Annotated in this window: 15 protein-coding genes; 7 read left to right on the top strand and 8 right to left on the bottom strand. The window is 51.9% G+C overall.

Annotated features, from left to right (window positions below; genetic code table 11):
• From OXG87_22100 to OXG87_22080, 5 genes are all read left to right on the top strand, one after another.
• The coding region (locus tag OXG87_22100; GenBank protein ID MCY3872249.1) for an ABC transporter ATP-binding protein at positions 1 to 562 on the top strand (562 nt) is incomplete at its 5' end.
• Positions 563 to 588: 26 nt separating this feature from the next.
• Positions 589 to 1617 (top strand): dipeptide ABC transporter ATP-binding protein, encoded by a 1029-nt coding sequence (locus OXG87_22095; protein MCY3872248.1) that lies wholly within the window; start codon positions 589 to 591, stop codon positions 1615 to 1617.
• A gap of 74 nt (positions 1618 to 1691) precedes the next feature.
• Positions 1692 to 1970, top strand: coding sequence for a cytotoxic translational repressor of toxin-antitoxin stability system (locus OXG87_22090; protein ID MCY3872247.1), 279 nt, complete (start codon positions 1692 to 1694; stop codon positions 1968 to 1970).
• Complete coding sequence (locus tag OXG87_22085) at positions 1939 to 2295, top strand: helix-turn-helix transcriptional regulator (GenBank protein ID MCY3872246.1); 357 nt, start codon at positions 1939 to 1941, stop codon at positions 2293 to 2295. Before OXG87_22090 ends, OXG87_22085 begins: the two co-directional genes overlap by 32 nt.
• A 16-nt stretch (positions 2296 to 2311) precedes the next feature.
• Positions 2312 to 3127, top strand: a complete 816-nt coding sequence (locus OXG87_22080; protein ID MCY3872245.1) for a phytanoyl-CoA dioxygenase family protein — start codon at positions 2312 to 2314, stop codon at positions 3125 to 3127.
• On the opposite strand, the gene OXG87_22075 is transcribed toward OXG87_22080, so the two are convergent.
• The 8 genes from OXG87_22075 to rlmN all read right to left on the bottom strand — a co-directional run bounded on the left by OXG87_22075 (position 3102) and on the right by rlmN (position 10856).
• A complete protein-coding gene (locus OXG87_22075) occupies positions 3102 to 3389 on the bottom strand; it encodes a hypothetical protein (protein MCY3872244.1) in 288 nt (95 codons plus the stop codon). The genes OXG87_22080 and OXG87_22075 overlap by 26 nt on opposite strands.
• 8 nt (positions 3390 to 3397) lie before the next feature.
• The gene (locus tag OXG87_22070) at positions 3398 to 4276 is read right to left on the bottom strand and encodes a phosphatidylglycerol lysyltransferase domain-containing protein (protein ID MCY3872243.1); all 879 of its coding nucleotides are present in this window, start codon (positions 4274 to 4276) and stop codon (positions 3398 to 3400) included.
• The gene (locus tag OXG87_22065; GenBank protein ID MCY3872242.1) at positions 4257 to 5258 is read right to left on the bottom strand and encodes a bis-aminopropyl spermidine synthase family protein; all 1002 of its coding nucleotides are present in this window, start codon (positions 5256 to 5258) and stop codon (positions 4257 to 4259) included. Before OXG87_22065 ends, OXG87_22070 begins: the two co-directional genes overlap by 20 nt.
• Positions 5259 to 5289: 31 nt before the next feature.
• Positions 5290 to 6378 (bottom strand): hypothetical protein, encoded by a 1089-nt coding sequence (locus tag OXG87_22060; protein MCY3872241.1) that lies wholly within the window; start codon positions 6376 to 6378, stop codon positions 5290 to 5292.
• Positions 6379 to 6386: 8 nt separating this feature from the next.
• Positions 6387 to 6953: a hypothetical protein gene (locus tag OXG87_22055; GenBank protein MCY3872240.1), complete on the bottom strand. Its 567-nt coding sequence runs from the start codon at positions 6951 to 6953 to the stop codon at positions 6387 to 6389.
• 96 nt (positions 6954 to 7049) lie between these two features.
• Positions 7050 to 8375: a CCA tRNA nucleotidyltransferase gene (locus OXG87_22050; protein ID MCY3872239.1), complete on the bottom strand. Its 1326-nt coding sequence runs from the start codon at positions 8373 to 8375 to the stop codon at positions 7050 to 7052.
• 19 nt (positions 8376 to 8394) lie between these two features.
• Complete coding sequence (murA, locus tag OXG87_22045) at positions 8395 to 9684, bottom strand: UDP-N-acetylglucosamine 1-carboxyvinyltransferase (GenBank protein ID MCY3872238.1); 1290 nt, start codon at positions 9682 to 9684, stop codon at positions 8395 to 8397.
• A gap of 116 nt (positions 9685 to 9800) precedes the next feature.
• Positions 9801 to 10856 (bottom strand): 23S rRNA (adenine(2503)-C(2))-methyltransferase RlmN, encoded by a 1056-nt coding sequence (gene rlmN, locus OXG87_22040; protein ID MCY3872237.1) that lies wholly within the window; start codon positions 10854 to 10856, stop codon positions 9801 to 9803.
• Between the two features lie 223 nt (positions 10857 to 11079).
• On the opposite strand from rlmN, the gene OXG87_22035 reads away from it, so the two are divergent.
• Positions 11080 to 12462: a M23 family metallopeptidase gene (locus OXG87_22035; protein ID MCY3872236.1), complete on the top strand. Its 1383-nt coding sequence runs from the start codon at positions 11080 to 11082 to the stop codon at positions 12460 to 12462.
• Between the two features lie 75 nt (positions 12463 to 12537).
• Positions 12538 to 12984: DUF111 family protein (locus tag OXG87_22030; GenBank protein MCY3872235.1), on the top strand; the 447-nt coding region annotated here is incomplete at its 3' end.

The following is a 12984-nucleotide window of genomic DNA, read 5'->3' as shown; positions in this document are numbered from 1 at the left end:
CATCGATGCCCTCAACAAAGTGCGCCTACCCCGTCCCGACCGTCAGGTCGATGCGTATCCCCATGAACTCTCGGGCGGCATGCGCCAGCGCGCCATGATCGCAATGGCCCTCTCGTGCAACCCCAGCTTGCTCATCGCCGACGAACCCACGACAGCCCTCGATGTCACGGTGCAGGCCCAGATCCTGGACCTGATGCGCCATCTCCAATCCGACATCGGCATGGCGATCATGCTCATCACCCACGACCTCGGCGTCGTCGCCAGCATGGCCGACTACGTCGCGGTGATGTACCTGGGCAAAATCGTCGAATATTCCGACACGCGCACCGTCTTCAAAGATCCGCGCCATCCCTACACCAGGGGCCTGCTGAACTCCATTCCACAAGTAGGCCAAAAACGCCGCCTGGTACCCATCGAAGGCACAATCCCCGATCCTTTTGAAATCCCACAGGGCTGCGCCTTTGCCCCGCGGTGCCCCCATGCAATGGATAAATGCCGCGAAGAACCACAACTCCTCGAAATCGAATCGGGTCATCGCGTCAGTTGCTGGCTGGAAAACTGATCGCCTCGCAAACGGAACCGGACATCATGCCAGAGAAAAACAATCAGCCCCTTCTCGAAGTTACTGGACTCAAAACCCACTTTCCCATCAAAAAGGGCTTATGGCGAAAAGTCGTCGGCTATGTCAAAGCAGTAGATGGCTTAGACCTCACCCTGCACCGGGGCGAAACCCTCGGCCTGGTCGGAGAATCGGGCTGCGGGAAGACCACAACCGGGCGGTCCATCATCCGCCTGATAGAACCCACCGACGGCGAGATCATCTTCCATCACAACGGCCAGCAACTCGATCTGCGCAACCTCGGCAAAGAACACATGCGTGACCTGCGGAGAGAACTGCAATACATCTTCCAAGACCCCTTCTCGTCGCTCAACCCGCGCATGACCGTCTTCGACATCGTGGCCGAACCCCTCATCATCAACCAGATCGCATCGGGATCTGAACTCGAAAACCGCGTCGAGCAACTGTTCATCCGCGTGGGCTTGCGCCCCGATCACCTGCGGCGATATCCCCATGCCTTTTCAGGAGGACAGCGCCAGCGCATCGGCATTGCCCGCGCCCTCGCACTCAACCCCAAACTCGTCATTGCCGACGAACCCGTCTCCGCCCTCGACGTGTCCGTACAGGCTCAGGTCATCAACCTCCTCGAAGACCTCCAGGAAACCTTCGACCTCACCTACCTGTTCATCGCCCACGACCTCAGCGTCGTCGAACACATCTCCGACCGCGTTGCCGTAATGTACCTCGGTCAAATCATTGAAATCACCACATCCGAGCAACTCTACCAGAATCCCCTTCACCCCTACACCGCGGCCCTCCTATCCGCCGTTCCCATCGCCGACCCCGACGACCACCGCGAGCGCATCCCCCTCGAAGGCGACGTACCAGACCCCGCCGACGCCCCATCCGGATGCAAATTTCACGTGCGCTGTCCCTATGCACAGGACAAATGCAAAACAGAAGAACCCCGGCTCATAGAAATCGAACCGGGGCATCGGGCGAGTTGTCACTTTGCCGGTGAACTCACATTCGGCGAACACCACATCGAACCCGCTTAAAAAATAAAAAAAATGTCTGTCTGCTCCATCCATTCCCTCCCTTGACTTGATACTATTATTTAGTATATTCAAAAATGGACTGGACCGTAACAATAGCCAGAAAGGCGCAAAGGCAAATCGGACGTTTACCCAAACGGGTTCAAAAGAATCTTCTTGCCCTGATCAGAGAGATTGAAGTAGCAGGTCCCGTCCGAGGGAACTGGCCTAACTACAGCTCCCTTGGAAAAAATCGGCACCATTGTCATATTAAAAAGGGAAGACCCACTTACGTTTCTGTTTGGGAAGTGAAGGACAAAAATATCAAATTAGTAGAGGTGACGTATGCAGGTACTCACGAAAAAGCACCGTACTGAAATAGAGACCATCGAACTACGTTTTCTTGGTCCGAAAAAAAAGCGCAAGCAAGCCGTCAAAACACTCGGGTCCATGGGCTTTGTAGATATATCTGATGCAGTTCCATGGCGCGAGTATTTTCCTTATACCGACGAGCAATTGCCCGGTGTTTCTCTATCGGGTGCAAGGGGGAAGGAAGGATTGACACAGCGGGAATTATCCAAGTTGACTGGCATTCCGCAACGACACATTTCGGAAATGGAAAATGGCAAACGGCCTATTGGGAAGGAAACAGCAAAAAAACTCGGAAAAGCACTCAATATAAGCTATAAAGTCTTTCTATAGAATATCAGGAGAAATAATGTCCCTAACACAAGAACAACTCAGCCTCTTCCGCACCCAGGGTTACGCCATTGTCCCCGACATGTTCACCCGCCGGGAAATACGCGCCATGTGCGCTGAACTCGACCGCTTCAAACGCGAAGGCCTCCTCCGCAATGTCGCCACCGACGGAGACGGGCAAACCCATTCACAAACGCAAATCAACCTGCAAATCTGTCCCATCACGCCCAAAAGCGCGTTTTATCGCGCCCTGCACTTTCACTCCAAAGTCCTCGCCCTTGTCGGGCAACTCATCGGCTCTCCCTTTGTGTTCTACCTCGACCAGATCTTTCTCAAACCCGGCAAACAGGGCATTGGCACGGACTGGCACCAGGACAATGCGTATTTCAAAATCACCGATCCCGCCAAAGGCGTTGGCATGTGGGTTGCCCTTCACGATGCCAACATCGCCAACGGCACACTGCACATCGTACCCGACAGCCACCGCGAAATCTACGCCCACGACCGGGATCCCAACAGCGACCATCACATTCACTGCACAGTACCCGAAGAACGAGCCATCCCCATTGAATTGCCAGCCGGGGGTGCTGTCTTCTTCAACTTTGGCATAGCCCATCGCACACTTGCAAACACCACACACAGAGAACGCGCGGGCCTTGCCCTGCACTTTTTGAACACCGACTATATTCCCAAAAACCTCAAAGCGACCCGACGCTATACCCACCTCACAGGTCCCCTTGCCACAGGTGGAAAAAAAGAATACGGCCTTTGCGTTGCCAACACCTGGCCCAATGAAGTAGATCGCCTTCTCATTCCTGCGCCCTTGCCCTCATAACGCGCTGCACCTTTTGAACCTCGCGCCAGAGTACCCGGACCTTACCCTGCGTCTCTGTGGTCACCACAATCTCTTCTTCATCCATCCGCAACAAAATCCCCTGAAATGTTGCGCCATCTCGGGTCTCTATCAACAGAGAATCCCCCACCGCGACCTGCTCTGGGGAATGCACCACCTCGTAATAAATATAAGAAGAGGGCGATGTGGTCTCGCACCCACAAATCCACAGACTCAAAATTGCAACGATTATCAACCTGTTCATAACATGCCTCACAGGGGTTCTGCTGAAAAAACCCGCCACTGATCCACAGGTCGAAATTTCTGCTTGAACTGGCGCAAACCCGATAACCCCAAATCCCCAGCGTCATTTACGCGGCGATAATCAGACAGTGCGCCATAGACTCGCCATCGCAAAAAATACGATAAATCGGGCAAATCGGGATTGGTCTTCGCAACAAAAAAATGCGCCAAATCGGGCTGCATCTTTCCGCTCAGGGCAAAAGCCTCAATCCGCCCCGCCACTTCCACACACCACCCCCACAACACATCTTCTGGCCAAAAATGAAACTGATCAAGCGCTACCCGCGTATATCCCCAGTCCAGCAAAAAGGGATACCGACGTCCCTGGCGCTGGCGCCAATACTTCAACAGCGCGAAACAATCCGGCACATCCCACGCAGTCAAAGCGCGAAAACGGAACGCGTGGGCGCGCTCAAAACGCCGCACACGCTTGCGCACATCTCTAAAACGCCGTCCTTTCGCCGCAGCAATCTGCGATGGATCGTAAACGTATTCCGCGTCTTTATCGCGCAGCGCAAACCGCCCGACATCTACATATCTGGCATCACAGGCGTCTAACCACAAAATTCTCGGCAAACGACCATCCTGATGAGAGGCGATTTTGTCAATAACCCTCTTCAGCGTATCAGCATCACAGGGAACAGGCGGCAGCAGCAAGTCAACACCTTCTGGACGCTGTACAAACAGACACGTACTTCCCGCAATTTCATCGACACACACAATCCGATTGGGTGCGAGACTAAAGGCACACAGAAAAGGCGGAAAATAACACCAGGCCCGCTTATTTGCGCGCAAAAACACATCGCGCAAATACTCGCCATGTGTGGGATCAATGGGATGCCCGATCACCTTGTCGCCGCCTTTTGAGATCAGCCGTGTACAGTGCCCCGCGATATGTGCCAGTCACAAGAGGCTGTGGCTTCCCGGTAGAAATAAGACGAATCATCTGACTGACCCCACCCAATACCTGGGCACCGACATATTCATTAAAATCCGGTATGATTTCCACAGGCGCAAAGCCCATCTCGATCAATGAGCCAATCGCCCGTACTGTCTCATCTGGTGAACGACGGCCAAAACTCACAAACCCCTGCTTACCCACCTCGGGCACCAATGCATGAGCACCCCGCGAAACAAATAACGACAAACCGGGTGACGTGTAGGGTGGATCGGTAAAAAACACATCCATTTGTCCGCACAGATCAGACGGAATATCTTCGCGCAAATCGCGTGCGATCACAGTAATAGGCAACCCTTCGCGTTCGCTTATTACACCTAAAAAGTCAACGAGCCGCCCATCGCACTCCAGCACCACCACCTGCCCGAGAACAATCTCCAAATGCTGCGCCAGCAATCCCACCGCTACAGACGTCAGATCATCGTCCCCAAGAACGAGCAGATTGCGCCCTTCGAGAGCATCGTGTTCGTACAAATACACGGCGCGCCTTAAAACAGTCTCGGGCGTTGCATGGGACTGATCCAGTCTAACATCGACCTTTGGTCGCCTCTCAACAATATCTGCAAAACGACCGCACACATCTTTCAAAACCACAGGTATCGGAGGTACCCCCGGGCGCGCAAAGCGTTTGCGGCACGAAATCCCCAACTCCGATTGCACAACACTCAGACCCTCACCCGTGAGCGAAACCCCACCTTTTCGCGTCAAAACACCTCTCTTTTCCAATTCACCCCGCACCGCGGCAACCACGGGAACGGGCAAACCCACCTCCTGGGCGACATTGCGAATGGGAATCTGCCCAGCCATAAAAACCGTTCGCAAAATGCGACGCACACCCTCGGAACCTTCGGCCAGCCGCGCCCGGGTTGCCACCTCGTGCAGCAAGTCAACGGAAAAATTTGACCTATGCCGTTTCGGAATCAGTGTTATCGCTGGCCTCCTCGTTCACAACCTCGAGATCATCGTCCCGAACAAGCAAATTTTCATTGTCCTTGCGATGTCTTAAAACCACATACATCAAACTCAGCCCCGACGCATAAGTCGCCTGAACATAAGCAATCACAATCCCCGTAATCACAATGAGCATCACCCCGAGGATACCACCACCCCAGACCTCTGTTCCCGACGGTGTTCCCGGCACGGGCAAGCTCGCAAACAAATCATCCCATTTCTCCGGCACAAACAAGAGATAATGCGATGCCACATAAAAAAGATTGGCCAGTTTAACATCCATAAACAAACCACACGCCCAGGCAATCAGACCAATCGCAGCCATAGTCAAAACCCCCAGCACCATCAAACTAACCCACACCGCAACAATCATCCACACCGCATACAAAACCAATCGCCAGGGCTGTGACCACGTCAGTGAAAACGACTGTATCACAACATCTAAAATATCAACCCCCTCCGTACCCACAATAGCTGGAGACATAATCACAGCAACAACAAATACCAGACCGATAAACACGGCCAACAATGCCGCAAAAAAAATGGGAATAAAGCACAGCGCGAAAACGATCTCACCCACTGCGGGAATCCATCCAGCAACCCACCCAATCACAACGCCGCCAATCACAAAAAGGGCAAATAGAGCAAGCACGGCAACAGGACCAAACAGCACGGTTTTCCAGCGCGCGCTTGCAAATCGGCAGGCATCGCCAACCGAATAAAAATCATCGCCTCGAAGCTGCTGAAAAGTAATCTTGCACATCATACTGGTCGTCACAAACATCACCGACAAGGCAAACACCATGCCCAAAACGTGCAACCCCGTACCGAGCAGATCAAATTCACCGATCGTTGCGCCAGGGAATAAACCGTAGCGCTGCCACAGACCCGCACTGCCCGCACGGACATGCGCGATAAGCAACAAACCCGAATAGCCCGCCCAGGCCGCGATTAGCCCCAACAGCCCAGCCCAAATTTTTTTTCCAGACCAACCCAGTCGCACACAGCGAAAAATATCTCGAATATCAAAATGCAGATTCATATTGCTTCTCACTTCTCAGATGGTTCCTCTTGCTGGCTCACATTGATCATCTCTCGAACCGCAGTCAAAAAATCGCCCAACTCCATATGCGATGTTTGCGCTTGCGCGGGCTTGCTGCGCACCTCCGGAGGCAACGGCACATGTCTGAGCCTGACCTGGCGATTTCCTCCTTCACCCACCTGCACGGCATAACACCCCTGTCCCAATCCCATCGGCCATGGAGAACCAAAATTGTCGCGCTTCGAAAGAAACAGCACAGTCTCTTGCCCCACCACAAACTGCGGCATACCAGGCACATACATGCGCTGCCCCTCCCACTCACCGCCGGGCAAAGTCAGCACCATTTCTAAATCAGCCTGCCCTTTGACCACCTCCATAACTCTAAACCGCGTCTGGGTAAAAATACCCTCCCGATCGGCAAAAACTGCATTATCGCGCGCGAGACATTTGACATATACAATAGTCTGCGCGGTTTCGCACATCTCTTCAAAAACAAACGTCTTCACAGTCGTCGCCCAGACGGGCGTCCACCCCATAGCCATCAACATCAGACCTGCAAACAATCGTTTATACATTCTCCTACCTCCTGAAAAAAACAGCAACCAGTAAACATCTCAAATATCATCTCTTATACATCTCAACGGGCAAACAGTTGCAAGACGAACTTAAAACTACAACCCAAGCGATTCAAACACCTGTGTCGCCAACCTCAACGCCTCATCGCGTCGCGTTACACGCCCTTCTAACTGTGCATCTTCAACAGCCCGCAACACCTTCTTAAACGCGGGACCGGGGTTTTGTCCCATCGCAATCAAATCGCGTCCATTAATCAGCGGCTCGGGACGAATTTGTTCTGGCTCTAGATTCTCCAGCGCAGCCTTACAAAACGCATAATTGTCCAACGCACCATGGCTCGACAAACAATCGATCCGGTGCAATTCCAGGTGATCTTCAAACCGATCCGTACGCAAAAACCGCTTCAACGTACTCGGGCGCATCTCCTGAACATGCATAAATTTGTGGTGATCTGCCACCAACGCCGCAATATGCTTTATCTGCTCCGACGAAAAACGCAACCTTCTGCAAATCTCCTCGGCCATCTCGCGCCCAACTTTTGTATGATTGTGAAACCGAATGCGATCCCGCACCTCATAAGTAGGGGGTTTGCCCACATCGTGCAACAAAATACCCATCGCCAACTCTACAGAGGGATTGTGCATCAAACCCAACATAATCAGCGTATGGGTCAACACATCTCCCTCGGGATGAAACTGAGGCGGTTGAGGCACGCCATCCATAGCCACAACCTCGGGCATAAAAACCGCCATCAGCCCCAGATCAATCAGCCAGCGCACCCCCAAAGGCGCGCACCCCTCGGTCAAAATTTTGACAACTTCATCGCGAATGCGCTCGAGACTTATAAACTCGATACTCGCGCTCAGTTCCCCAATAGCCTCTCGCGTCTTATCCCCAAGGGGCCAGTGATACCGACACCCAAAGCGAATCGCGCGCAACATACGCAATCGATCTTCGCGAAATCGGGCATGCGGATCGCCAATCGTGCGGATCAGCTTTTTTTTTAAATCAACCTGTCCCCCCACATAGTCGAGCACAACATCTGCCACGGGATCGTAAAACATCCCATTAATGGTAAAATCGCGCCTCTTCGCATCCTCTTCCTCATCCACAAACACCACACCATCGGGACGCCGACCATCGGAATACCCCAGATCGCGGCGAAAACGCGCCACCTCATAATGATAATCACCCAGCCGCACAATCACCACCCCAAAATGCGCCCCAACCACCTGTGCATGCGGAAAAATGCCGATCACCTGTTGGAGATCGGCATTTGTGGCAATATCGTAATCGCGGGGCACCTGCCCCATCAGCATGTCTCGCACGCATCCACCGGCCCACAAAGCGCGAAAACCCCGCGCCTGCAAACGACGCACAATTTCCAGCGCGCCCGTGCGTGCATCCTCGTCATTCGTCACATCAAATCACCTCTTATCATTACTCCTTCACCGTCACCCGCTGAATACGCGCACCCAAACTGCGCAAGCGCGTATCAATTTGTTCGTAACCGCGATCAATCTGTTCGATATTTCTAATCACACTTTCACCCTCGGCACACAAAGCCGCAATAATCAGCGCCATACCCGCCCGAATATCGGGACTCGTCAAATGTTCGCCATAAAGTTTTGACGGTCCAACCACCACAGCGCGATGCGGATCACAAATCACAATCTTCGCGCCCATATCAATGAGACGGTCCAACCAGTACATACGCTGTTCAAACATCTTCTCAAAAAACAGCACCGTACCCCGCGCCTGTGTCGCCAACACAATGGCAATACTCATTAAATCGGGTGGAAAACCCGGCCAAGGATCGTTGTCAATGCGCGGAATCGCATCGCCCACATCCGGCATAATTTCCAGCTTTTGAAAGGACGGCACCACAATATCCTGGCCATCGACCTCAACTTCCAGCCCCAACCGCCGAAACACCATCAAACTCTTGCGCATATTTTTGGGCGCAGCATTGACAATGCGAATCTCGCTATTGGTCGCCCCTGCCAACCCAATAAAACTGCCGACCTCCATATAATCTGGACCAATCGTATGCGTTGTTCCACAGAGCCTCGACACGCCTTCAATAACCAGTTCATTGGTCCCAATACCCGAAATTTGAGCACCCATCCTGTTCAGCATCAAACACAATTCCTGCACATGAGGCTCTGAAGCCACATTGCTCAAAATAGTCGTACCCCGCGCAAGAACCGCTGCCATCACGGCATTTTCAGTGCCAGTCACACTGCGCTCATCTAAAAAAATGTCCGCCCCCACAAGACCTCTGGGCGCCTCAAAATCGTAAATGTGATTGGTATGAAAACGCACACCGAGTTCTTCCAGCGCAATCAAATGCGTATCGACCCGCCGCCGACCAATGCGGTCGCCCCCAGGTCGCGGAATAGTCGCCTTCCCAAATCGCCCCAACAACGGACCGGCAAACATAAAACTGCCGCGCACTTTCCGGCACAAATCGGCCCGCAACACAGACTTGCGGACATCCCGTGTACAAATAGTCAGTTCGTGATCACCCGAGTAGCGAACCTCTGCCCCCAGATCGCGCAAAATTTCGACAATAACGGCAATATCACCAATATCAGGTACATTTTTTAGCACCACGGGTTCTTCAGTCAACAAAGTCGCCGCCAAAAGAGGTTGCGCCGCATTCTTATTGCCAGCAGGAACAACAGTTCCAGACAAAGGATGCCCACCCTCGATAACAAATTGTTCCATAAAAAACATCTCCAAACTGTGTTATGGAGGAGAAAAAAACAGGTAGCTTCGTGGTTATGCTTATCATAGAACAGATAGGGAAATATTTCAAGAGTAAAAAGGTAAAAATCAGCCTCTCACTTCACACCCCTCTCCATCTCCCAATACAACTGTCCACATCCAGCCGCAATATCATCTCCCTTGCTATAGCGAACAGTTGCTGTCAATTGCGCGTGAGACAAAATATCGACAAACCGATCAATTGCTTTCTGCGGAGGGCGTTCATAGCGCGCATCTTCAATGGGATTCCATGGTATCACATTAACTTTACATGGAATATCGCGTACGAGGTCAATCAGCTTGTATGCATCTTCGGCTGTATCATTAAACCCGTGCAACAACACATATTCAAACGTCACCCACCGTCTGACCTGATCGTAATAGGCTCTCACAGCGGACAGGAGTTCTGCAATAGGCCACCTGCGATTAATCGGCATAATCTCTGACCGCTGCTCATCGGTCGTCGCATTGAGCGACACTGCCAATCCAATCTTGAGTTTTTCTCGCGCCAGTTTTGCAATACCCGGCACATGACCAACCGTTGACAATGTAATGCGACGTATGCCCACAGCCGCCCCATAATCCAGATTGATCAATCGAATAGCTCGAATCACCTGATCGAAATTCAGCAAAGGTTCTCCCATCCCCATCATCACCACATGCGTCAACTCATCGCCCTCCGCACGCAAAAAACGCTGTGCGTACAACACCTGCTCGACAATCTCTGCCGCCGTCAAATTGCGAATCAACCCCATGCGCGCGGTCGCGCAGAACTGGCAATCGAGCGGACACCCCACCTGCGACGACACACACAGCGTGCGACGCTTGCCATCCCACATCAAAACACTCTCGATAAGCCGCTTATCGGGCAACTCAAACAAAAACTTCACCGTATCTGTTGACGGAGACCTCAATTCACCAACGCAATTTAATCTCAAAAGCGTAAATTGCTCATCGAACTGCGCGCGCACGGTTTTGGACAAATTCGTCATCGACTCAAAATCCGTGACACCCTTGTTGTAGAGCCAGTCAACCAACTGTCGGGTTCTGTACCGCTCCAGGCCCATATCGGACACATGCTGTGCCAACTCTTCGGGAAACAAACCTTTGAGTTCTATTTTCTCAGCATTCATTGTATATTATATCCTCGCTATCGATCGGCCCACCCGATCTCCAACAATTCAATTTACCCAGGCTTGCAGATAACGTCAAGGTCACAGCGTGCGAATTACAACATATAGCAGACACAATTTTGCGACCCCCATATAATGCGGTTGACGTACACAGCAAGATGGTTTATTGTTTGGCGCACATTCAGTCAGCAACACATCAAAGTTCACGAGGGTCCCTCCCCACATGCCGGTTCGCGCTTATAAAGGTCAGCCCAAATCCCCCAAGCCACGCAAAAGATGGATCTTCTTCTGCTTACTAATATCCGTCAGTATGCTCTTTGGTCTTGGCAAAGAACCGGCAAAAGATGAACCCGTCGCAAAAATGACTGAAGAAAGTCCCGCAAAACCAGATCCAGTTGAAGCAGATCTCATCCTCCCACTTACTCCTCCTCCAGAATCCAAATCCACCAGAATTGTGGGCTATATCGCCAACAAAGAAAATCTCACCGAAGCCCTCACGAGCGAAAATATCTCGCGCACCGAAGTTCTCGAACTTATCGATGTGCTACACAGAGATATTAAACGCGCGTCATTCAATCCCAATATCGTTCGGAGTGGGGATCGCTATGAACTGGTGCTCGACAGCCGTTCAACCATTCAGCACCTCAAATACACCAGGCAGAACAACCACGAAACGCAATTTATCGTCGAACGAATAAATGGCCAACTCAAAGCCAGGCAAGAAAACCTGCCATTGAAGCGAGAGGCCATTATCGTATCCGGCCGCATAAAAGACAACATCTGGAGCGCGCTTCAAAAAACCGGTGAAAATCCGGCTCTTCTGTGCGACAAACTCGAATACGTATTTGAATACTATATCGACTTTTACAACGACTGCAGAACAGGCGATGAATTTACGCTCGTCGTTGAAAAACTCTACGGCAAATCCGGTGCCTTTGTCCGCTATGGCGATATTCTCTCAGCCCAATACGAAGGCGATAAAGAATCTTTTCAAGCATTTCTCTACACCGACCCCAGAGGAAACAGAAATTACTACGACGCAAAAGGTCGCACACTCCAGGCACTCTTCCTGCGCAAACCCCTGAACTTTACCCGCATCAGTTCCCCATTTACCAACCGTAGATTTCATCCCATACTAAAAAAATACACGCGGCATCACGGCGTGGATTACGCCGCGCCATACGGCACAAAAGTCTGGGCCGTTGCCAATGGCACGGTTGCTTTTGTCGGACGCAAAGGTCCGCTTGGCAACTATATCGAAATCGAACACAGCAACGGCTATAAAACCGGCTATGGCCATCTGAGGGGATTTGCGCGGGGCCTGAGAAAGGGACAGCGCGTCAACCAAAAACAAACCATCGGTTATGTAGGTTCAACCGGACGCTCCACAGGCCCACACTTGCACTTCAACTTTTACGCCACAGTAAATGGCAAATACAAACTGATCAACCCAACGCGGAAAATCAATCGCCCCGCAGGTCAACCCATCCCCGAAAAATACATGGCGTATTTTCACCAGCAGCGCGACCAGTATCTCGCGCTCTTAGATCGCAAAAATGGTTCAATCGTCACAACTGCATTGCCGATAGGGGTAGTAGCAGAGTAGATTCTTTTCTCGCCTCCCCGAACAAACAAATTCTATAACCGTGATCATTCACGGTCTTTTTTTTAGGATTACCTCATGAAAGTCGCCTATTTCGACTGCTTTGCCGGCATCAGCGGCGACATGACCCTCGGCGCGCTCGTCGATGCGGGCCTGTCTTTTTCCGTCCTGAAATCCGAACTCGACAAACTCAGTGTGCGCGAATTCACCCTCTCCAAGCGTCGTGTGGAAAAACACGGCATTGCCGGCACCAAAATAGACGTCAACGCTCGGGAAGGCCACGTCCACCGGCACCTGAAAGACGTACTTGAAATCATCAACAACAGTGCGATATCGGCCTCTGCAAAAGAAAAAGCCGCGCGCGTCTTTCAAAAACTCGCCGAAGCCGAAGCAAAAATCCACGACACCACCATTGAAGCGGTCCACTTCCACGAAGTGGGCGCAGTAGATGCCATCGTCGATGTCGTCGGCGCTATCGTCGGCCTCGAAATCCTCGGAATCGAAGCCATCTACGCCTCCAAATTC

It is taken from the genome of Gemmatimonadota bacterium (assembly GCA_026706845.1).
In the GTDB taxonomy this organism is placed as follows: domain Bacteria; phylum Latescibacterota; class UBA2968; order UBA2968; family UBA2968; genus VXRD01.
The sequence above is the reverse complement of the archived record's forward strand: the minus strand, read 5'-3'. Positions and strand labels throughout refer to the sequence as shown.

Excerpts from the sequence above, each read along its gene's own strand:
- OXG87_22095 (MCY3872248.1), top strand. The coding sequence starts at position 589 with ATGCCAGAGAAAAACAATCAGCCCCTTCTCGAAGTTACTGGACTCAAA.
- OXG87_22085 (MCY3872246.1), top strand. The coding sequence starts at position 1,939 with ATGCAGGTACTCACGAAAAAGCACCGTACTGAAATAGAGACCATCGAA.
- OXG87_22080 (MCY3872245.1), top strand. The coding sequence starts at position 2,312 with ATGTCCCTAACACAAGAACAACTCAGCCTCTTCCGCACCCAGGGTTAC.
- OXG87_22090 (MCY3872247.1), top strand. The coding sequence starts at position 1,692 with ATGGACTGGACCGTAACAATAGCCAGAAAGGCGCAAAGGCAAATCGGA.
- OXG87_22055 (MCY3872240.1), bottom strand. The coding sequence starts at position 6,953 with ATGTATAAACGATTGTTTGCAGGTCTGATGTTGATGGCTATGGGGTGG.
- rlmN (MCY3872237.1), bottom strand. The coding sequence starts at position 10,856 with ATGAATGCTGAGAAAATAGAACTCAAAGGTTTGTTTCCCGAAGAGTTG.
- OXG87_22075 (MCY3872244.1), bottom strand. The coding sequence starts at position 3,389 with ATGAACAGGTTGATAATCGTTGCAATTTTGAGTCTGTGGATTTGTGGG.
- murA (MCY3872238.1), bottom strand. The coding sequence starts at position 9,684 with ATGGAACAATTTGTTATCGAGGGTGGGCATCCTTTGTCTGGAACTGTT.
- OXG87_22035 (MCY3872236.1), top strand. The coding sequence starts at position 11,080 with ATGCCGGTTCGCGCTTATAAAGGTCAGCCCAAATCCCCCAAGCCACGC.
- OXG87_22060 (MCY3872241.1), bottom strand. The coding sequence starts at position 6,378 with ATGAATCTGCATTTTGATATTCGAGATATTTTTCGCTGTGTGCGACTG.